Here is an 18,738-nt window from a genome sequence, read left to right as displayed (position 1 = left end):
AGTCGTCGGGTGGCCCTGGGGGGCCGCGTGCGGCCGTGCGCGTCCGCGCGGACGCGCACGGCCGCACGCGGCCCCCCAGGGCCACCCGACGACTTACGGAGAATCCCATGACCCACCCTGAGACCGGGCCCATCGTCCTCGTCGCGCGCATGCAGGCGCGTCCCGGCAAGGAGCAGGAACTGCGGGACGCGCTGCCTGCTCTGGTGGCCGCTACCCGGCAGGAGGACGGTTGCCTCACCTACGTGCCGCACCAGGGCCTGGACGACCCCGGGCTGCTGGTGATGCACGAGGTGTGGCAGAGCGAGGAGCACCTGCGCGCCCACGCGGGAAGCGACCACCTGCGGCGGTTCGCGGAGCTCGCGGAGATGCTGACGGTGGGGGGCATCCAGATCGAGCGGCTGACCGAACTCGCCGTGTAGACGGTACGTCCGGGCCGGCTCACCAGGCCAGGATCAGGTCCTGAGCCGCGGGGCGCTAGCGTTGCTCACCGTTCGCGCCCCGCCCGGGGCGCACCGAGGTTGGGACCCCGATGTTCACCAGCGTTCTTCTGATCGAGCAGCAGCTGTCGGCGGCGGACGTCAAGTTCGTCACCACTCTCCACGACGACGAGACGTTCTTTGTCGTCCTCATGCAGCCCCGGGGCGCCGAGAACCGGCTGCTGCGCTCCCTGGACGACATCGCGCTCGGAGAGCTGGAGCAGGCTGCCCGCGAAGGTGAGGAGCCGGAGGGCGAGGAGGCCCGGCAGCAGGCCGCCCTGGCACTGGAACACTCGGTCCGGAGCCTGCGGGCGGCCGGCAGCGAGTCCGTCGGGCAACTGGTCGGCGGCCACCCCCTGACCCTTCTGCGGTCGGTCGTCGAGGAGACCGGTGCCGATGAGGTGATCGTGCTGACCGCTCCGCATCTCGTCGAGGAACTCCTCCACCTCGACTGGGCCGGCCGGGCCCGTCACACGGTGGGCGTTCCCGTACTGAAGCTGTACGCACACGACGACGAGAGGTGACCGGCCGCGCGCATGCCTGCTCGACCCGGCCGGCGCGCACCACGGCGGAGCGGCGGAGGGGAAGGGATGTCCCGGCTTCAAGGACACGTCGTCGTGGCGGGCATGATCGGCACCATGTGCGTGGAATCGACGGCACGCGGCGCCATGGAGCGCGGATACCGGGTGACCTTGGTCCCGGATGCCACGGCCCCCGACGGCGGAACGGACTCCTACGGGCAGACGCTGCGGCGTTACGCGCTGATCGCGCACGAGGTGCTGACCACCGGCGAACTGCCGGGGACGGAACCGTTCCGGATCCGCTGATCCGATGTGCCGGGGCCGTCGCCGTGGCGGGACCGGCGGTCAGTCCGACTCCGGCTCCCTGGTGCCGGTGTGGAAGACGGCGGTGACGGCCTTGCCTTCGAGCGCCGGACGGGCGTGCCAGGAGTCGGCGAGGGCGGCGACGAGGTGCAGGCCCCGGCCGGACTCGGCCAGTGGGTCCGCTTCGGCCGCGCGCGGCCAGCTCGTCGTCCCGCCCTTGTCGAAGACCGTCAGCGAGGTGACGTCCCGGTCGTGATGGAGCATCAGGCCACGGACACCGGACGTGTGGGAGACCGCGTTCGCCACCAGCTCGGTGACGACGAGGAGCGCGTCCGGCAACCTCGCTCCGAGCAACTCCGCGCAGGTGTTCCGCACCGCTTCCCGGGCCCGCTGCTCCGCCCGGCCGGAACCGGCGAGGCTGATCACCCGGCAGGCGCCCGCTGAGGGCCGCACCTCCGCCAACACGCCTTCTCGCTCAGGACTGAGTGTTCTGTTCACGATCGGTGTCCTCCCACGCCAGAGCCGTTGTTGAGGCCAACCGAACCATTGAGTTGGATATTCCAACTAACTGATCGCCGACGTGCGTTGACCGCCGGGCGTGACGGACGCCGTCTCCGCGCTACGGATTCCTTCTCCCCTGGGTTCGCGAGGCGGGACTGTCGCGTGTGTTGAGGCAGAAGGGCTGCCCCAACGGCTCGTTCCTGTCTCTCCGCAGCCGCTTCCGACCCTGGCGGCAGCAGGATGAGGGCGGCGGGTTGTGGATGACTCGCAAGGAGGGGAACGCGATAGCGCCCGTTCCCCTCCACCCGCGACACGGGGTCGGTGCGGCCGGCTCGAAGCAGGCGTCTCGCACACGCTCAGCCACCCACCCGGGCGTGGTCCGGGTGGCGTCCACCCGTTTTCATCAGGTGAGAGGAACAACGATGACGTCCTTGGCCCATGCCGTACACGTCAGTCCGATGCAGCCGGTGGCGCCGACCGCCCTGCCTCCCCGGCCGGACGGCGGCCCGTTGCTGTGGTCTCCGCTGACCACCGCTCTCATCTACGGTCCCCGCGAGGCCGTCCTGGTCGACCCGGGGCTGACCACGGAGCAGGGAGTCGCCGTCGCGAAGTGGGCCGCCGGTTTCGATCGTACGATCACCGGCGTCTACGTCACACACGCGCACGGCGACCACTGGTACGCGACGGCGCCCGTGCGTGAGCAGTTCCCGGACCTGAAGGTGTGGGCCACGCCCGAGACGATCGCGGAGATGGAACGGACCACCCCCGGCGGTCAGCCGAACCCCTTCTGGGGAGCGGCCTTCCCCGGCCTGATCGGCGACACCCCGGTCATCGCCGAGGCCGTCCCGGAAGGCGGCCTCCAGGTCGACGGGCAGCCGCTCGTACCCCATGCCGCCGGGCACACCGACACCGATCACACGACGTTCCTGCACGTGCCGTCCTTGGACCTGGTCGTCAGTGGCGACGTCATCTACAACCAGGTGCACCAGTACCTCTCCGAGGCCGGCGGCCACGGCATCGACAGCTGGCTCGACGCGATCGACGCCGTGGCCGCCCTCAACCCGACCACCGTCGTGGCCGGGCACAAGAACCCCGAGCGTGACGATCCGGCGTCCATCATCGACGACACGCGCGACTACCTGCGTGCGGCCGCGGAGGTCTTCGCCACCGCCACCAGCCGGACGGAGTACTTCGAGGCGATGACGCAGAGGTTCCCGGCATGGCTGAACCCGGGCATCGCATGGCTGACCGCGGTCGGGCGCTGGGCCGAGTGAGCCAGGTGTGAGGCACCGCGACGGGTCGTGCCGGTGGCGATCAGCACCGGGTGCGGCCCCTCGCCCCGGTACACCGGCCGGCCCGTCGGAAGCGTCGGGGGACCGCCCTTGTCGCAGTATGCCTTGAGATCGTAGCCGTCTGCCCGACGCCGGACGGCGGGTGGAACGGTGTACGTGTTCACCAGGGAGACGATCAGTCCCTCCTCGTTCGGTTCGGCGGCCTCGACACCCACCACAGCGCCGATACGGCCGTCGGGGGTGCGGAACGAGGCGGCCCACTCGGCCCGCAGCGCGCCGTCCGGGTCGGCCGTGGTCTGCCACAGGCGCCGGGACTCGGCGGACGTCGTGACGAACCGACGGTGGGAGCCGCGGATCGCCGGGACGGTCCGGGCGGAGGCCGGCTGAGCCGCCGCCCGGGACGAACGCTCAGGCCGCGGGCCCGTACTCACGGTCGAACTCCTCGGCCGGCACCCCGTTGGCCCGGGCCGCACGCCGTACGAGGTCGGGCGCGAGCAGAGTCGCCGGATGCGCGAGCATGAAGCTCACGTCGCGGAAGGCCTCGGCCACCTGGCTGTCGTGAACCGCCGCGGCCATGATGTTCCCCATTGCCCAGGCGTGCGGCGTCCGCGGTCGCCGACGTCCGCCACGCCGCGGCGACGGCCACGTGTTGCAGCGCGAAGAAGTGCCGGGCAGGAGCGTCGAGGTCCGGCTCACCGCGCAAGTACTCCGACAGGCAGGACGCGTGCAGCATCGCGGAACCCATGCCCTGGCCGTAGACCGGGTTGAACGACGCCACGGCCTCCCCGGTCACCACCAGGCGGGCGGGGAGGCGTCCGAGGGCCTCGAAGTGGCGCCAGCGGTTGTCGGGGTGCCGGAAGGGTACGGGTTCGCCGATCAGCCGGCCCTTCACGGCTTCCTGGTAGACCGGTTGCAGTTCGGCGCACCGGGCCCGGAACCCCTCGGCGTCCGACACCTGCGGGTCGTCGCCGTAGGAGGCGAGCATGACGGCCCATCGCTGGTCCTCGACGGCGTTCACCGCGGCCCCGGCGAACCGCGCGGACGCGAACCGCGGGCTGTAGCGCGTGATGCCGCTGAGCGGACCGGTCCGGTCGGGTGAGCGCTCGAAATGAGCCGTGACGTAGTGGACGTCGACGTGGAGCCGCTCCAAGCGTGGCCGGGGCCACTCCCCCGCCTCCAGCCAGTCGGCCATCCGGCTGCCGCGCCCGGTGGCGTCCACGAAGAAGTCGCCGGCCCGGACGACCTCGCCCGCCCTGGCCCAGTACCTCACCGCCGCGCCGCGTCGACCGCCGTGGACCAGACCCGTGACGCGGCCGGCGACCAGCTCGACGTTCGGCAGGCCGAGGGTGCGTTCGCGTGTCAGTCCTTCGAGGAAGGGCCGGGTGCAGATGAGGGGGTCCACGTTGGGGGTGGGGATCTGCTGGACCCCGTCCACGTACGACGCGCTCCGGTCCGGACCCGGCAGCACCGCTCCCCGTGCCTCGGCCTGGCGCGCGGCTCCCGGGTACCACCGCTCCAACTGCCGGACGCCACCGGACATCAGGGTGTGGACCTGGGACCCCTGGGGCAAACCCGGGCGCGGGGCACGGCCGGTGTCCCCTTCCCCCGCGTCGGGGTCGATCACGACGACACGCTCCGCGTGGTCGGAGAGGGCCCTGGCGGCGAACAGTCCCCCGATTCCCGCGCCCAGTACATGCACGGTGCCGAACAGGACGGGGGTATCGGCGGGCGCCCGGGAGGCGCTGGAACACGGCCATGGGTGAGGCTGACGCGCGCTTCTCCAGGTCGGTCCGGGGCTCCGCGACGACATACGGATCACGGGAGACACCTGTGGCACCGACACATGCATCACACCTGCGATCCGGCACCCGGGTGGCAACCCGCCGGGGGCCCGGTCCCGGCCGCGGCCGGTGAACCGGGCCGGAACCCCGGCGGAACGGGTCGGCGGCTCGGCGAGGAGCGTTGCCGGCCTGCTGGACCGGTGCTCACTCGAAGCGGTAGTCGGACAGGTCGACGGAGACGATCAGCGGCTCCGGCGCGGGGGTGTTGTCCGGCTGACGCGGGTAGATCCGCAGCTTGGACGGCAGCGTGATCCCCTGGACCCGCACCGGGTCGATGAGGTAGCGGGCCGCGGGGTTGCTGCCCTGGATGTCCACCTCGTAGTCGTGCCGGACGAGAAGTCCGCTCCCGTTGAAGTAGTACGTCTGGACCTCACTGTGCGTCGCGATGGTGTCCGGGAAGACGACGCGCAGGCGCCGCCACTCCTCACCGTTCTCCTGCCACGGTTCGATCTCCTCGGCCGTCACGCCCGGCTGCTTGAGGAGGAAGGGCGACGTGAGGTAGGTCCACATCGTGTACCCGCTGAAGTACGCGACCTGCGCGTCGCTCCAGGGGGTCGCCATCTCGTAGCCCGCGAACGACTTGCGGGGCTCCTCCAGTTCCTCGACCACCGCGCCGTCCGGGGTCTCGATCGCGACGCGGTCCGGCGTGAAGACGGAGTGGTTCCGGGTCGGCGCGAACGGCCAGTGGGACACCCGCTCACGTGTGAGGTCGACCCGCACATGGCAGTCTTCCAGGACCGCGGGCTTGCCCTTGAGGCCCCACAGGACACCGCCCTGGTGCAGCTTGGCGGTCAGCGAGGAGAAGCGGCTGAACTGCTCCAACCCTCCATGCGCCTGGATGGCCACTTCGGCAAGATCACTCATGCTCGTACTCCTCGTGGTTCTTCCCGGAGGTTCTTGTAGCCCGGTGCGTGGCGTCCGGCACACGTGGCCCGGCGCCGGTACCCTCGCCCGGCCCTTCACCCCACTGTGCGGGCGTCCCATGGCCTCGGCATCGGCCACATGACTTAGCCGATATCACTGAAATGACCAACTGGTCATTAGGGCGGGGGGAGTCGTATCCTCCTAATGACCGTCTGGCCATTACGGTCCGACGGCGCACCTACTCTCAGGAGTTGAGACGGCATGTCCGAAGACAGGGAGCCCACACGTCACCAAGTGGTCATCGTCGGCGGCGGCCCCGTCGGCCTGTGGACCGCTCATGAACTGGCCCTCGCGGGCGTACGCCCCCTCGTCCTGGAGCAGGGAGAGCACCGCAGCCCGCACTCCAAGGCCCTGGGCGTGCATCCCCGCACGATCGAGGTACTGGCCATGCGCGGCCGTCACGAGGAGATCCTGGCAGGTGGCCGGCCCGTGCCGAAGTGGCACTTCGGCATGCTGGACAACCGTCTGGACTTCAGCGTGCTGCCCACACCCTTCCCGTTCATGCTGGCCTTCCCGCAGTCGGCCACCGAGGAACAGCTGGAGCGGTACGCGGTCGAGTCGGGCGCGGAGGTCCGGCGGGGCCACGAGGTGGTCTCCCTGACCCAGGACGACGCGGCCGTCACCCTCCAGGTCCGGGGTCCCGCGGGCACCTACGAGGTGACCGCCCGGTACGTCGTCGGCGCCGACGGCACCCGCAGCACCGTGCGCCGGCAGGCGGGTGTCGACTTCCCCGGGACCGAGACCTCCGCGTACGGATACCTCGGCGAGGTCGTGCTGGACAGTCCGCCGCCGGCCGGGTTCCAGGCCCTGAACGAGGCCGGCCGCCTCCTGGTGGTGCCACTGCCGCACGGCAGGTACCGCGTCACCGGGTACGACCCGCTCAACCAGCACCGCGATCCGCTCACGCTGGACGAACTCCGGGACGCCGCACGGCGCATCGCCGGCACCGACTTCGGCATGCGCGACCCGTCCTGGCTGACCCGGTTCGGCAACGCGACGCGCCTGGCCGCGTCCTACCGCACCGGCCGGGTGCTGCTGGCCGGGGACGCCGCGCACAGCCACTTCCCCGCGGGCGGGGTCGGTCTCAACGTCGGGCTCCAGGACGCCATGAACCTCGGCTGGAAACTGGCCGCCGTCGCACAGGGCAGGGCCGGCTCGGAGTTGCTCGACACCTATCACTCGGAACGGCACGCGGTGGGCGAGGAACTCGCGGAGCACACGCTGGCGCAGAGCGCGCTGATCACGGACCTCACTCCGGACGTCACCGCGCTGCGGTCCCTGCTGAGCAACGCGATCGCCGAAGAGCCGCACTTCTCCAGGATGCTGGCCGGCAAGCTCTCGGGACTCGACACGGCCTACCCGCCGGCCGACGCGGACGCCCATCCCCTCACCGGGGTCCGGGCCTACGACCCCGAGGGCCAGGGCATCCTTCCGCTGCTGCGGGACGGCCGTCCGGTGCTGCTGACCATGGGTGACACCCCGGTCTCCGGGGAGGTGGCCGAGCGGGCGGCGACGGCCGGCGTCGCGGTCCACCGCAGCCGGCTGTCCACCACCAGCGGGGACCACTGGGCCGGCGTGACCGCGGCACTGCTGCGGCCCGACGGGCATGTGTGGTGGGCGACCGAACAGCCCGCCGCCACGGTCGGCTTCGCCAGTGAGACGGTCAAGGCCCTGGACACCCTGCCCGCGCGGTTCTGAGCGCCTGGGCGTGCCGCCGGCCGGCAGCGGACGCCTGTCGGCCGGCGGTGCGGGCGGCCCGTGAGCGGGCGGCGATCGGGGCCCGCGGGGGGCGGTTAGGGCCGGGAATGCATCACGGGGTGGTGGTGTTGAGAGAACCGTCTGACATGTTCGAGTCAATCGGCTCGGGCGGTCGGCGGAAGGAGTCCCTCATGGCACGCAGCACCACACGCCCCGTCGTCAAGCTGAAGTCGACGGCCGGCACCGGAGTCACGTACGTGACCCGCAAGAACCGTCTGAACGACCCCGACCGGCTGGTCCTGCGCAAGTACGACCCGGTGGCCGGCGCGCACGTTCTCTTCCGCGAGGAGCGCTGACCCCCGCGCACCCCGCCGCTGTCCCCCTCCGCCGCCCGCCGGCGGAGGGTCCCCCCGAGGAGGAACACCCCATGAGGTACGGCATCCACCCCGTCTCCCGCCCCGTCGTCTTCCGCGACCGCGCGGCAGGCTTCCAGCTGCTCACCCGCTCCACCATCGACACCGAGCGGACGGTCGAGTGGGAGGACGGCACCACGTATCCGGTCGTCGACGTCGAGATCTCGTCGGCGAGCCACCCGTTCTACACCGGCACCTCGCGCGTCGTGGACACCGCGGGCCGGGTGGAACGCTTCCAGCGGCGCTACGGCCGTACCGCCGCCGCCCGCCCCTGAGCGCCACCGACCACCACTGACTCCGGCATCCACGGCCCGGCACCGCACCCGCGGTGCCGGGCCGTTCCCATACCCCGCGCGTACGCCTGCCCGAAGCGTCCATCGCGCCGCACGAAGCCGTCAGTCGTTTGACCGATGCCCCGGACCGGCCGCCACCGCAAGCTCGCTCCCAAGTCTTTGTAACAGACACGTGAACGGGGTCTCGTCCCGAGTTCCCCTCGCGTGCGAGCGTCCAAGGAGAGCAGTGGCCACCAAACGCGACATGGTCGTGCGCCCCGCGCACGACCTCGGCGGACTGCCGGCCGGGCCGGTCGTCCCGTCGGACCATGAGATGACCCCCTTCGAGAAGAGCTGCCACGCGCTGCTCAACGTCCTCGCCGAGCACAAGCTCGTCAACACGGAGGAGAAGCGCCGCGGGGTGGAGGATCTCGGTGCGCAGCTCATCGGCGACCTCACCTACTACGAGAGGTGGGCCGTCTCGGCGTCCAAGGTGCTGATCGAGAAGGGCGTCATCACCTCGGAGGAACTGGGCGCCAAGATGAACGAGATCCGGGCCCGGCTGACGGAGGCCGCCGCGTGAGCACCCGCTTCGTCAAGGACCAGAAGGTGCGCATCGCCGACCGGGACGCCCCCGGACACGTACGGACCCCGGTCTACGTCCGCGGCAAGGAGGGCCGGATCGAGCGCGTCCTGCCCCGCTTCCTCAATCCGGAGCGGGAGGCGTACGGCGTCAACGAGGGTACCGACGTGCGCCTGTACCGGGTGCGCATCGAGCAGTCCGCCCTCTGGCCCGACTACGACGGACCCGCGGACGACGTCCTCGAACTGGAGATATACGAGCACTGGCTCGAACCGGTCGACCACTCCCCCACGCAAGGAGCCTGACCTCGTGACGACCACGCACGATCCCGCGGACGGCATCGTCGACCACGGCGACCACACGCACGGCGGCACCGGTGCCGCGGACCCGCACGCCCCCATCGAGAACACCGCCGGGGAACCGGACTACTTCGACGTCCTCCAGCAGGCCATCCGCGAACTGCTCGTGGAGAAGGGCCTGATCTCCGCCGACGAGGTGCGCGCCATGGTGGAGACGCTCGACGCGCACCGGCCCGCGCTCGGTTCGGCGCTGGTCGCCCGGGCGTGGACCGACCCGGCCTTCAAGGAACGCCTCCTCGCCGACGGCACGGCCGCCATCGAGGAGTTCGGCATCGACAACTACGACGGCACCAAGCTGATCGTGCTGGAGCAGACGCCCGACGTGCACAACCTCGTCGTGTGCACACTCTGCTCGTGCTACCCGCGCCCGGTCCTGGGTCTGCCGCCGGACTGGTACAAGAGCCGCCCCTACCGTGCCCGTGCGGTGCGTGAACCGCGGTCCCTGCTGAGGGAGTTCGGCACCGAGGTGCCGGACGACGTGACCATCCGCGTCCACGACAGCAACGCGAACATGCGCTACCTGGTGCTGCCCATGCGTCCCCCGGGAACCGAGGACATGAGCGAGCCGGAACTCGCCGCCCTCGTCACCCGGGACACCATGATCGGCGTCACCACGCCCCGGCTGCCGTGACCGGGTCCTTTCCACGGCCGGGCGCGGCGGCGGACACTCCGGGTCCGCACACCGCGCCCAGCGGCCAACTGCGCGAGCCGCCGCGGGCCCAGGAAGCACAGGCCGCCCGCGCGCGGTGGGTGGTGCTCGGCCGTCCGGTGTCGTCGTACCTCGCGGAGGCACTGGGCTCGGCCTGGCTCGTCCTGGCCGCTCTCACCGCGGTCTCCTTCACGATGCGGGCCGACGGCAGATACCTGTCCTCCTGGCCGCTGACCGTGCGCCTGGCCATTGTGGGGCTCGCGGTCGGCGGCAGCGTCGCGGTGTTCTCCCTCACCCCGCCGGGCAAGGAGTCCGGTGCCCACCTCAACCCGGCGATCAGCCTCTTCATGACCCTCCGGGGTGTGCTGGGCGTCTCCGATCTGGTCGCCTACAGCGCCTTCCAGCTCGGCGGTTCGGTACTCGGAGTGCTCGCCGCCCGTGGGATCTGGGGCGAGAGGGTCACCGCGGTCCACGACGGGCTGATCCAGCCCGGTCCCGGCTGGGACGATCCCGTCGTCGTGGTGCTCGGCGAGTCGCTGAGCACCGCCGTCCTGCTGTGGGTGCTGGCGGCCATGACGGCCAGGCCCCGGCCGCGGTCGACGCCGTGGATCGTCGGCGCCGCCGTCTGGGCGCTGATCACCACGACCGGTTCACGGACGGGTGCGAGCTTCAATCCGGCGCGCAACTTCGGACCGCACGTCGTCTCGGGCGACTATCGCCTGTTCTTGGCCTACATGTCGGCGCCCCTGGCCGGAGCCTTGCTGGCCGCGGCCGTGCAGGCCCTGTTCAGGCCGGGCGCGGCCTGGACCAACAAGGTGTGCTGTGAGCGCGACATCCACCGCTACCACCAGTTCCGGCCGCGTCCGCGGCACCGTCTCCCCTCTTCCCCCCGGTGATCCCATGTCCCACCCCCTCAACGGCACGGACAGCGAGCACGTGCGCCGCCAGGCGCGGTCCGTCGTCGCCGCGCTGGGCCTCGACGGCACAGAACTGGCGCCCGACCTGGTCTTCTCCTTGCTGCGCGCGGGATTCGGAGTACAGACCGACACGATGACCGGAGGAGTGGAGGTCCGCGACTGCCCCGAGCACTACGGTCCCGGGTCCGTCCTCATCAGCTGGGCCCCGCACGAGGCGGCGTACACACCACTCGACCCGCGCGTCACCCAGGTGGAGAGCATCATGACCGGCGCCCTGCTGGACACCGTGCGGGCGCTGGGGTTCCGTGCGGAGCGCCTGGGCGTGTCCTACTCGGTGCTGGTGCGGCCCGGGAGGTCCGATGTTCCAAGCTGACGTGATGGGCAGGTTCGTCAGGGAGCACCGGAGCACGGTCGCTCTGGTCTCGGTCATCGCGGTCACCACCGTGTGCGCCTTCGCGCTGCTCGCCTGCGTGGTGTCCGCGCACCGGTTCTCGGTCGGCACGCAGGTCTTCGGCACCGGGCTGGGCGTCACGGCGTACGTGCTCGGCGCCCGGCACGCCTTCGACGCCGACCACATCGCGGCGATCGACAACACCACCCGCCGGTTTCTGGCCGAGGGGCGGCCGTCGGCCGACCTGGGCTTCTGGTTCGCCCTGGGACACTCCTCGGTCGTCGTCGTGCTGAGTCTGCTCACAGCCGTCGGAGCCCGTCTGGCGACCCGGCTGACCGACGACTCGTCCGCCGCCCACCGCCTCCTGTCCGTGCTCGGCACGTCCGTCTCCGGGGTGTTCCTGTGCCTGGTGGGCGTGCTCAACCTGCTGGCGCTGCGCCGCATCGCGGCCGTGTACCGGTCGGCGCGCCGAGGGGCTTACGACGAGGAGCGGCTGGACCAGGTCCTCGACGAGCGGGGGCTGTTCTCCCGCCTGCTGCGCCGTCTCACCTCGTCGACGACACGTCCCTGGCACATGTTCCCCCTCGGCCTGCTCTTCGGGCTCGGCTTCGACACCGCCACCGAGGTGTCCCTGCTCGTCCTGTCCGGTGCCGGTGCCACGTCGGGCGTGCCGTGGTACGCGCTGATGCTCCTGCCGCTGCTCTTCACGTGCGGCATGAGTCTCTTCGACACCCTCGACGGGGCTTTCATGTCCGCCGCGTACCGGTGGGCCTTCGTCCATCCGCTGCGGCGCATCCATTACAACCTCACCACCACCGGCCTGTCGGCTGCGGCGGCGCTGCTGGTCGGAGCCGTGAACCTGATGACGTTGCTGCGCAGCAGGGTGCCCGCGGTGGAGCGGGCCGTGCCCTGGCCGGCCGGCATCGGCCTCAACGGTGTCGGCTACCTGATCGGCGGTCTCTTCCTCGCGGCCTGGATCAGCTCCTTCCTCTACTGGAAGGTCGCCGGCCGGCCTCGCGGCCTGACGCTGCCTGACAGGTCACCAGACACCGGCCATGAGGGCACTTCGGCCGCGTCGGTGTTGTGAGCCGGTGCCGGCCGCTGCCACGCTCGTGGGGCCGGTCCGGGCGTGCCCGCCGTGGACCGGCAGGCGGAGTGGCTGACCGGCATGTCCCCGGATGCCGGTTCGGCCGCCTGCGGCGCTCCGGCATCCGAGGCTTCCGGCCCTGGAAGCCGAGCGCCGCAGGCCGCCTTCTGCGCGACATCCCGTGGGTTCCCCTGAGCCCGGCTGAGTCCCCACCCCCGCGGCCGGGGGCACGTGCCCCGTGCCCAGCGCGAGGCCCGGCAGATCAGCATTCCGCTGCTGGTCCTGTTCGACGACTTCGGCAGCGAGGAGAAGAGGGCACACCTGCACCCCGTGATCCGAGCTGGAGGACGGGTGCCGGTTCCTGGACCGGCACCTGAAGCGAGGCCGGGCCGTCAGGTCGGCAGCAGGCGGTAGGCGGTACCGGCCATCGGCGGTACCGGCCGGTCGGGGCAGCGCTTGGCCACCGGTGTGCAGCCGTACAGGTCATCGGGGGAGCTGGATCTCCCGCTTCAGGATCTTGCCGGTGGAACCCTTCGGCAGGGAGGGGAGGAACCAGATCTCCCGGGGGTACTTGTAGGGGGCGACACGTGCCTTCACGAAGGAGCGCAGCTCCTCCTCCGTGGTCCGGGCGTCCGGCACGAGGACGACGGCCGCGGCGACCTCCTCGCCGAGGGACGCGTGCGGGACGCCGAGCACGGCCGCCTCCAGGACGTCGGGGTGTGCGTACAGCACGTCCTCCACCTCCCGGGGGTAGACGTTGTACCCACCCCGGATGATCAGGTCCTTCTTCCGGTCGACGATGAAGAAGTAGCCGTCGTCGTCCTGCCGGGCCAGGTCTCCGCTGCGGAACCAGCCGTCCGGGATCGCCTCGGCCGTGTCCTCGGGCCGGTTCCAGTACCCGGCCATGACGTTGTGGCCCCGGATGGCGATCTCACCGACCTCGCCGGCCTGCACGTCGTGTCCGGCCTCGTCCACCAGACGCACCTCGATCCCTTGGATCGGGGTGCCGATCGAGCCGGCCTTGCGCGGTCGGTCGAGGTGGTTGAAGGTGGTCACCGGTGAGGTCTCGGACAGACCGTAGCCTTCTCCCACCGCGCAGCCGAAGCGCTTCTCGAATCCGTACAGCACCTCGGTGGGCAGGGGTGCGCCGCCCGAGACACACACTCTCAGGGCACCCGCCTCGGGGCCGGTGGTGACCGCGGGCTCGTGCAGCAGCGCGTTGTACATCGTGGGCACGGCGACGAAGATGGTCACCCCGAACTCGCCCAGCATGGACAGGACTCGGGCCGCGTCGAAACGGGGTACGAGCACCAGGCAGGCGCCCCGGCGGATCGCCAAGTTCATGCTGCCGGTCTGGCCGAAGGCGTGGAAGAGCGGCAGGCACGCCATCATGACGTCCCGGTCGGTGATCCGGACGACGTGGTCGGCCAGGATCTCGGCGTTCCGGCCCAGGTTGCCGTGGGTCAGCGCGGCGCCCTTCGGCGTTCCGGTCGTCCCGGAGGTGTACAGGAGCGCGGCGAGGTCACCGTCGTCCCGGGGTGACGGCGTGGCGATGGGGCCCTGTTCGCCGGCCGGCGGCAGCACCGCGCCGACCGCGGTCACCGGCAAACCCGTCCCGGCGGCGGCCGCTGTCGCCTCCTGTACGACGTCCTCGTACACGAACAGGCGGGCCGCACCCGAGTCGGTCAGACAGTGCCGGATCTCCCGCTTCTTGAGCAGCGGGTTCATCGGGACGACGACTCCGCCGGCGCGCAGGATGCCGTAGTAGAGCGCCACGAACGCCGGGACGTTGGGCAGCATCACGCACACCCGGTCACCGGCCGCCAGCCCTTCCGCCCGGAGCGTCCCCGCGACGCGGGAGGCAGCGGTGTCCAGTTCGGCGTACGTCATCACGATGTCACCGAACCGGAGTGCGGTGTGATCGGGGTGAAGCCGTGCCGTCGTCGACAGGTTCTCCGCGATGTTCGGCATATGTCCTCCTGCTCGACGGCCTGGTGGCAACCCGGCGTCGGCGTCCGCGAGTTCGGCGAGGTACGGCGGGTGCCGCACGGCCGCCACACATGTACTCGGAGCAACATAGCAGTCGGTCACTGACACATGCCTTGCTGTCCGGCGAGGCACACGTGTGCGCTGTACCGCGTCGGGACGGTTCACTTCTCCCGCAACGGCGAGCCGACCGGGACGACTTGCTTCACCTCCGGTCACTCGCGGTCCGGCGCCTTGCGCGATTGCCCTACTCTGGCGTACCGCGTCCGGCGGCTCCGGTGGTGAGCGCTCGGGCCTTCCTCCAGCGGAAGAGTTGATCAGTGTGGCTTCGTTCAATGACCTCTCCGGCGCCCGGACGGACGATGTGCGGGCGGCATACCGTCATTGCGAGGAAGTGACACGCAACGAAGCGAAGAACTTCAGTTACGGTGTTCGGCTGTTGCCGGGCCCCAAACGGCGTGCCATGTCGGCGATCTACGCGTTGGCGCGCCGGGTGGACGACATAGGCGACGGTGACCTGGAGACACGGCGCAGGACGGAACTGCTCGGGCGCGTCAGCTCGATGGTGGACGGGCTGATCTCGGGGCACGCCGATCCCGGGGACGCGGCTGACCCGGTCCGCCTGGCGCTCGCGGACGCGGCCCGGCGTTTCCCGATTCCCCTGGAGGCGTTCCACGAATTGATCGCCGGCGTCACGATGGACGTCGAGCAGAGGGATTACAAGAGCTTCGCCGATCTCCTTTCCTACTGCCGGTGTGTTGCCGGCTCCATCGGGAGACTGTCTCTCGGGGTCTTCGGCTGCGCGGACCCCGACCAGGGACGGGGGTACGCCGACACCCTGGGACTGGCGTTGCAGATCACCAACATTCTCCGGGACGTCCGCGAAGACGCCGCCATGGGCAGACGCTATCTGCCCGCTGAGGATGTCGAACGCTTCGCCTGTGACGAGGCCGATTTCACGACGGGCTTCGTCCCCACCGACGCGGAGTTCGACGATCTCGTCAGGTTCGAGGCGGGCAGGGCGCGTGCGTTGTTCGAGGAGGGATTTCGGTTGCTGCCGCTGCTCGACCGTCGCAGCCGGGCGTGCGTCGGCGCGATGGCGGGCATCTACCGGGGACTGCTCGACATCCTCGAGAGGGAGCCCGCAGCCGTGCTGGCCGGCCGGGTCTCCCTGAGCACGAAGGAGAAGTCACGCCTGGCGCTCGCGGCCCTGCTGGGACGTGTGCGCTGACGTTCGCCGTGACAGCGGAGACGGCCGGCGGCGGCGTACGGTGATCAGAGCTGTGAGAGTTCGTCCACCAGGTCGTCCAGGCCCAGGGAGTCCTGTGACAGAGCCGCCATGTGCCAGGCCTTGAGGTCGAAGGAGTCTCCGTGCCGCTCGCGGGCCTTCTCCCGGCCCAGCAGCCAGTCCCGCTCGCCGAGCTTGTAGCCGATCGCCTGGCCGGGCAGCGACAGGTAGCGGGTGAACGCGCTCTCCACGAACTCCGCCGGCCGGCTGCTGTGCGCGGCGAAGAACTCCTGCGCCAGCCCCGGCGTCCAGCGTTCGCCCGGGTGGAACGGCGAGTCGGCGGGGATCTCGAGCCCCAGGTGCACGCCGATGTCGACGATGCCCCGGACAGCCCGCCTCATCTGCCCGTCGAGACAGCCCAGCCGCTGCTCGGGGTCGGAGAGGAAGCCCAACTCGTCCATCAGCCGCTCCGCGCAGAGCGCGCAGCCCTCGGCGTTGGCACTGACCAGTCCGACGGTGGCCTGGTAGCGGGAGAGGTTCCCGGCCAGGTGCACCCACTGCGCGAGCTGGAGGTGGTGGCCGGGCACACCCTCGTGGTACCAGCTGGTGACGAGGTCGTAGACCGGGAAACGGGTCTGTCCCATGGTCGGCAGCCAGGTGCGGGCGGGGCGCGAGAAGTCCTGCGACGCTCGTTCATCAGGTTCTGCCAGCCGATTGACCTCGTCGGCGCCCTCGATGTGCCGGCCGTGCTCGCGGAGGTGTACGAGGGCCTGCCACGGTGTCGCGGCACCGGGCAGCACCTACAGCTCGCGGTCCAGGCCGAGCGACAGCGACGCGCGGTAGCCCGCCAGTGCGGCCGGCACGCCCCGCAGCCGTTCGGCTATCGCGGCCCAGTCCTCCTCCGTGTTCGCCGGCGTCACCGTGAACACCTGGCGGACGGTGTGCACCGGCGGGCCAGATTGCTGACCGAGCGCAGGCCCTCGTCCGCCTCGTGCATGGCGAGTTGGGCGGTCAGCCGTTCGCGCAGCAGCCGGGCGCACCGGCGCTCGTCGGCGCTGTCCGCGCCGGGCTGCCGTTCGGCCTCGTCGAGCCGCACGAGCGTCGTGCGCGCCAGTTCGGCGGCCGATTCCTGGCCCGCGGGCGAGGTGTCCGGCAACGCGCTGGAACTGTCCCCGGCGCCGAGGAACGTACCGAGGACCGGGTTGAGGGCGATGAGGTCGTCGACGTAGGTGTCGGCGACGTGGCGGGGCAGCGGACTCTTGGTCTCGGACATGCGACGTTTTCTCTACCGTGAATTCGACGGGCCATCCCGGGGCAGCCGAAGGCCGCACGTCTGCCGTGACGTTGTCAGGCGGTCACACATCGCTGGATTCGGTGCCGGCTGTCGGCCGGGGGGCTCACATGTATCTTGTCCGGGCCGGTCACCCACACGGGCGCTGCCCGGCGCTCCGTCGCGTTGTACCGACCGTGCAGCGGTCGTATCGGTTCGGGCAGACATCCGGACGCCGTCGAACTCCTCCCTCCTTCACTGCGTCTTGTGGGTATGGATACGAATGACCACAGCACCGAGCATGTGCGGACCGTCGTCGTGGACGGGGTGCGCCAGGTGTACCGGATCGCGGGCGAGGGGCCGGTGTGCCTCGTGCACTCGGGAGGCCCCGGTGTGCACCCGGAGTACCTGCGCATGCCCGCGCTGGAACGTGAACTGACCCTGGTGTACCTCGACCCCGTGGGGTCCGGTGACAGCGATCCGCTGCCGGACGGCGACTACGCGATGGCCCGCTACGCGCGCTTCGCCGAAGCCGTACTCGACGACATCGGCGCACCGAGCGCGTACTTCCTCGGCCACTCGCACGGCGGCTTCGTCGCCCTCCAGTTCGCCATCGACCGCCCCGGCCGCCTCGACGGGCTGATCCTGTACGACACCGCTCCCGTGTACGGGGCGGAACTCATGGAGACGGCCACCTCGAAGATGGCGGCCTTCGTGCAGCGCTGGCCGGACCGGCCGGAGGCGGTCGCGGCGGGCAGGACGTGGGAGGCGGCCGTCGTGGCCGGGACGCTGGTGCGTGACGACGACGAGTCGCACCAGCGTTACCTGAACACGATCCTGCCCGCCTACTACGCCGACTACCGCAGGACGCTGGAACAGAGGGGAGATCTCGCCCTCCGGGTCAGACATGATCCGAACAGGCTCCCGGTCAGCTGGGACGTGCGGGAACAGCTCGGTACCATCGAAGCGCCGACGCTGGTGATCGTCGGTGTCCACGACTTCATCTGTCCGCCGCGCTACGCCTACGAGCTGGACGCCGGAATACCGGACACCCGCCTGTGCGAGCTGCGGGAGAGCGGCCACTTCGGGCATGTCGAGGAGGCGGACGTGTTCGCCGCCGCCGTGCTGGGATTCGTACACGACCAGGAGAAGGAGAACCAGTAATGAAGACCACCCTGCCGATCGGCCTGGGCGAGCAGACCGAGATCGAGGCCTACGCGGACTTCGTGACCGGCGCGCCGCCGTCCGTGCGGAACACGCTGGGCATCGGCTCCCAGCGTTTCGGCCCGGTGCTCGCGGTGGCGGTCCGGGAGAACCCGAGCCGCTTCTTCGACCGGGCCGGCGGGTTCGGTGCGGAGCAGCCGGTCACGGCGGACGCCGTCGCGGAGGTGTGCGACTTCTACCGTGAACAGGGCGTCGCCCAGGGCTCGCTGATGATCGCACCGGCGTTGTTGCCGCAGGACTGGGCCGCGACCGCCGCACAGCTCGGTCTCACCGAGGGGAACCGTTTGGTCAAGCTGGGGTGCGACACGGAGTCCGCGCTGGCCGCCGCCGACGGCGTCGCGGCGCTCGAACCCGGTCTGCGCGTCGGCCCGGTCCAGCCCGACCAGGCGCACGAGTGGGCCACGGTCATGATGACCACCTTCGGTTTCACCGAACCGGCCGCCCTGATCGACATGGCCGCGTCGTGTGTCGGCAGGCCTGACTGGCGGCAGTACGCCGTCTGGGAGGGCGAGAAGATCATCGCGGTCGCGAGCGTCTTCCTGAACGGTGACTGCGCCGACATGTTCGGCGCCGCGACCCTGCCGGAAGGGCGCCGTCGCGGCGCCCAGTCCGCACTGCTCACCGCACGCGCCCGGGCCGCCCGGGAGGCGGGCTGCCGATGGCTCGTCGCCGAGACCGGCGCGGAGGGCCCCGGCGACCACAACACATCCCTGCACAACATGCTGCGCACCGGTTTCGAGCGACTGTACGAACGGGTCACCTGGGTCTGGCACGCCCAGGGCACCCCGGCCCCGTGACGTCCA

General features: G+C 70.8%; 20 protein-coding genes and 1 pseudogene. 16 read left to right on the top strand and 5 right to left on the bottom strand.

Features of this window, described 5'->3' with window-relative positions; translation table 11 throughout:
* The first annotated feature begins 107 nt into the window (after positions 1 to 107).
* The 3 genes from ACZ4WH_RS36555 (at position 108) to ACZ4WH_RS36545 (ending at position 1,303) form a co-directional block, all read left to right on the top strand.
* Positions 108 to 419, top strand: a complete 312-nt coding sequence (locus ACZ4WH_RS36555) for a putative quinol monooxygenase (protein ID WP_468189027.1) — start codon at positions 108 to 110, stop codon at positions 417 to 419.
* 110 nt (positions 420 to 529) lie between these two features.
* Positions 530 to 1,000: an indole-3-glycerol phosphate synthase gene (locus tag ACZ4WH_RS36550; protein WP_468189025.1), complete on the top strand. Its 471-nt coding sequence runs from the start codon at positions 530 to 532 to the stop codon at positions 998 to 1,000.
* 66 nt (positions 1,001 to 1,066) lie between these two features.
* A complete protein-coding gene (locus tag ACZ4WH_RS36545; RefSeq protein ID WP_468189023.1) occupies positions 1,067 to 1,303 on the top strand; it encodes an isochorismatase family protein in 237 nt (78 codons plus the stop codon).
* 39 nt (positions 1,304 to 1,342) lie between these two features.
* Here the strand turns inward: ACZ4WH_RS36545 and ACZ4WH_RS36540 are convergent, their stop codons facing one another.
* On the bottom strand, positions 1,343 to 1,798 hold the full coding sequence (locus ACZ4WH_RS36540) for an ATP-binding protein (RefSeq protein WP_468189021.1): 456 nt from the start codon (positions 1,796 to 1,798) through the stop codon (positions 1,343 to 1,345).
* Between the two features lie 425 nt (positions 1,799 to 2,223).
* On the opposite strand from ACZ4WH_RS36540, the gene ACZ4WH_RS36535 reads away from it, so the two are divergent.
* Complete coding sequence (locus ACZ4WH_RS36535; protein ID WP_468189019.1) at positions 2,224 to 3,075, top strand: MBL fold metallo-hydrolase; 852 nt, start codon at positions 2,224 to 2,226, stop codon at positions 3,073 to 3,075.
* 445 nt (positions 3,076 to 3,520) lie between these two features.
* Here the strand turns inward: ACZ4WH_RS36535 and ACZ4WH_RS36530 are convergent, their stop codons facing one another.
* Both ACZ4WH_RS36530 and ACZ4WH_RS36525 read right to left on the bottom strand, forming a co-directional pair.
* A complete protein-coding gene (locus tag ACZ4WH_RS36530; protein WP_468189016.1) occupies positions 3,521 to 4,792 on the bottom strand; it encodes an FAD-dependent oxidoreductase in 1,272 nt (423 codons plus the stop codon).
* Positions 4,793 to 5,078: 286 nt separating this feature from the next.
* On the bottom strand, positions 5,079 to 5,798 hold the full coding sequence (locus tag ACZ4WH_RS36525; RefSeq protein ID WP_468189014.1) for a hypothetical protein: 720 nt from the start codon (positions 5,796 to 5,798) through the stop codon (positions 5,079 to 5,081).
* A gap of 261 nt (positions 5,799 to 6,059) precedes the next feature.
* Between ACZ4WH_RS36525 and ACZ4WH_RS36520 the strand changes: the two genes are divergently transcribed.
* The 9 genes from ACZ4WH_RS36520 to ACZ4WH_RS36480 all read left to right on the top strand — a co-directional run bounded on the left by ACZ4WH_RS36520 (position 6,060) and on the right by ACZ4WH_RS36480 (position 12,227).
* Entirely contained in the window at positions 6,060 to 7,556 is a 1,497-nt protein-coding gene (locus ACZ4WH_RS36520) for an FAD-dependent monooxygenase (RefSeq protein ID WP_468189011.1), read from the top strand.
* Between the two features lie 191 nt (positions 7,557 to 7,747).
* Positions 7,748 to 7,912, top strand: coding sequence for a 50S ribosomal protein L33 (gene rpmG / locus ACZ4WH_RS36515; protein ID WP_014669330.1), 165 nt, complete (start codon positions 7,748 to 7,750; stop codon positions 7,910 to 7,912).
* 71 nt (positions 7,913 to 7,983) lie between these two features.
* Positions 7,984 to 8,244: a type B 50S ribosomal protein L31 gene (locus ACZ4WH_RS36510; RefSeq protein ID WP_468189009.1), complete on the top strand. Its 261-nt coding sequence runs from the start codon at positions 7,984 to 7,986 to the stop codon at positions 8,242 to 8,244.
* Between the two features lie 244 nt (positions 8,245 to 8,488).
* Positions 8,489 to 8,824, top strand: a complete 336-nt coding sequence (locus ACZ4WH_RS36505; protein ID WP_468189008.1) for a nitrile hydratase — start codon at positions 8,489 to 8,491, stop codon at positions 8,822 to 8,824.
* The gene (locus tag ACZ4WH_RS36500) at positions 8,821 to 9,129 is read left to right on the top strand and encodes an SH3-like domain-containing protein (protein ID WP_468189006.1); all 309 of its coding nucleotides are present in this window, start codon (positions 8,821 to 8,823) and stop codon (positions 9,127 to 9,129) included. The genes ACZ4WH_RS36505 and ACZ4WH_RS36500 overlap by 4 nt, the downstream gene beginning before the upstream one ends.
* Positions 9,130 to 9,133: 4 nt before the next feature.
* Positions 9,134 to 9,814 (top strand): nitrile hydratase subunit alpha, encoded by a 681-nt coding sequence (gene nthA, locus ACZ4WH_RS36495; RefSeq protein ID WP_468189003.1) that lies wholly within the window; start codon positions 9,134 to 9,136, stop codon positions 9,812 to 9,814.
* Positions 9,811 to 10,728, top strand: a complete 918-nt coding sequence (locus tag ACZ4WH_RS36490) for an MIP/aquaporin family protein (protein WP_468189001.1) — start codon at positions 9,811 to 9,813, stop codon at positions 10,726 to 10,728. The genes nthA and ACZ4WH_RS36490 overlap by 4 nt, the downstream gene beginning before the upstream one ends.
* 4 nt (positions 10,729 to 10,732) lie before the next feature.
* On the top strand, positions 10,733 to 11,122 hold the full coding sequence (locus ACZ4WH_RS36485) for a hypothetical protein (protein WP_468188998.1): 390 nt from the start codon (positions 10,733 to 10,735) through the stop codon (positions 11,120 to 11,122).
* Positions 11,109 to 12,227 (top strand): HoxN/HupN/NixA family nickel/cobalt transporter, encoded by a 1,119-nt coding sequence (locus ACZ4WH_RS36480; RefSeq protein ID WP_468188996.1) that lies wholly within the window; start codon positions 11,109 to 11,111, stop codon positions 12,225 to 12,227. Before ACZ4WH_RS36485 ends, ACZ4WH_RS36480 begins: the two co-directional genes overlap by 14 nt.
* Before the next feature lie 483 nt (positions 12,228 to 12,710).
* On the opposite strand, the gene ACZ4WH_RS36475 is transcribed toward ACZ4WH_RS36480, so the two are convergent.
* Positions 12,711 to 14,198, bottom strand: coding sequence for a long-chain-fatty-acid--CoA ligase (locus ACZ4WH_RS36475; protein ID WP_468188993.1), 1,488 nt, complete (start codon positions 14,196 to 14,198; stop codon positions 12,711 to 12,713).
* Positions 14,199 to 14,535: 337 nt separating this feature from the next.
* Here ACZ4WH_RS36475 and ACZ4WH_RS36470 point away from each other — a divergent pair, with 337 nt between their 5' ends.
* Positions 14,536 to 15,444, top strand: a complete 909-nt coding sequence (locus ACZ4WH_RS36470; RefSeq protein ID WP_468188991.1) for a phytoene/squalene synthase family protein — start codon at positions 14,536 to 14,538, stop codon at positions 15,442 to 15,444.
* 44 nt (positions 15,445 to 15,488) lie between these two features.
* Here the strand turns inward: ACZ4WH_RS36470 and ACZ4WH_RS36465 are convergent.
* Positions 15,489 to 16,714: pseudogene (locus tag ACZ4WH_RS36465) on the bottom strand (DUF885 domain-containing protein).
* Positions 16,715 to 16,984: 270 nt separating this feature from the next.
* Here ACZ4WH_RS36465 and ACZ4WH_RS36460 point away from each other — a divergent pair.
* Positions 16,985 to 17,875 (top strand): alpha/beta fold hydrolase, encoded by an 891-nt coding sequence (locus ACZ4WH_RS36460; protein WP_468188988.1) that lies wholly within the window; start codon positions 16,985 to 16,987, stop codon positions 17,873 to 17,875.
* Positions 17,875 to 18,732, top strand: coding sequence for a GNAT family N-acetyltransferase (locus tag ACZ4WH_RS36455; protein WP_468188985.1), 858 nt, complete (start codon positions 17,875 to 17,877; stop codon positions 18,730 to 18,732). The genes ACZ4WH_RS36460 and ACZ4WH_RS36455 overlap by 1 nt, the downstream gene beginning before the upstream one ends.
* The last annotated feature ends 6 nt before the right edge of the window (positions 18,733 to 18,738 follow it).

It is taken from the genome of Streptomyces sp. NPDC029138, assembly GCF_055564375.1.
The sequence above is the reverse complement of the archived record's forward strand: the minus strand, read 5'-3'. Positions and strand labels throughout refer to the sequence as shown.

Bases quoted from the DNA above. Each gene is read 5' to 3' on its own strand.
- ACZ4WH_RS36555 (WP_468189027.1), top strand. From the start codon at position 108: ATGACCCACCCTGAGACCGGGCCCATCGTCCTCGTCGCGCGCATGCAG.
- ACZ4WH_RS36550 (WP_468189025.1), top strand. From the start codon at position 530: ATGTTCACCAGCGTTCTTCTGATCGAGCAGCAGCTGTCGGCGGCGGAC.
- ACZ4WH_RS36545 (WP_468189023.1), top strand. From the start codon at position 1,067: ATGTCCCGGCTTCAAGGACACGTCGTCGTGGCGGGCATGATCGGCACC.
- ACZ4WH_RS36535 (WP_468189019.1), top strand. From the start codon at position 2,224: ATGACGTCCTTGGCCCATGCCGTACACGTCAGTCCGATGCAGCCGGTG.
- ACZ4WH_RS36525 (WP_468189014.1), bottom strand. From the start codon at position 5,798: ATGAGTGATCTTGCCGAAGTGGCCATCCAGGCGCATGGAGGGTTGGAG.
- ACZ4WH_RS36520 (WP_468189011.1), top strand. From the start codon at position 6,060: ATGTCCGAAGACAGGGAGCCCACACGTCACCAAGTGGTCATCGTCGGC.
- rpmG (WP_014669330.1), top strand. From the start codon at position 7,748: ATGGCACGCAGCACCACACGCCCCGTCGTCAAGCTGAAGTCGACGGCC.
- ACZ4WH_RS36510 (WP_468189009.1), top strand. From the start codon at position 7,984: ATGAGGTACGGCATCCACCCCGTCTCCCGCCCCGTCGTCTTCCGCGAC.
- ACZ4WH_RS36485 (WP_468188998.1), top strand. From the start codon at position 10,733: ATGTCCCACCCCCTCAACGGCACGGACAGCGAGCACGTGCGCCGCCAG.
- ACZ4WH_RS36480 (WP_468188996.1), top strand. From the start codon at position 11,109: ATGTTCCAAGCTGACGTGATGGGCAGGTTCGTCAGGGAGCACCGGAGC.
- ACZ4WH_RS36475 (WP_468188993.1), bottom strand. From the start codon at position 14,198: ATGCCGAACATCGCGGAGAACCTGTCGACGACGGCACGGCTTCACCCC.
- ACZ4WH_RS36460 (WP_468188988.1), top strand. From the start codon at position 16,985: ATGGATACGAATGACCACAGCACCGAGCATGTGCGGACCGTCGTCGTG.
- ACZ4WH_RS36455 (WP_468188985.1), top strand. From the start codon at position 17,875: ATGAAGACCACCCTGCCGATCGGCCTGGGCGAGCAGACCGAGATCGAG.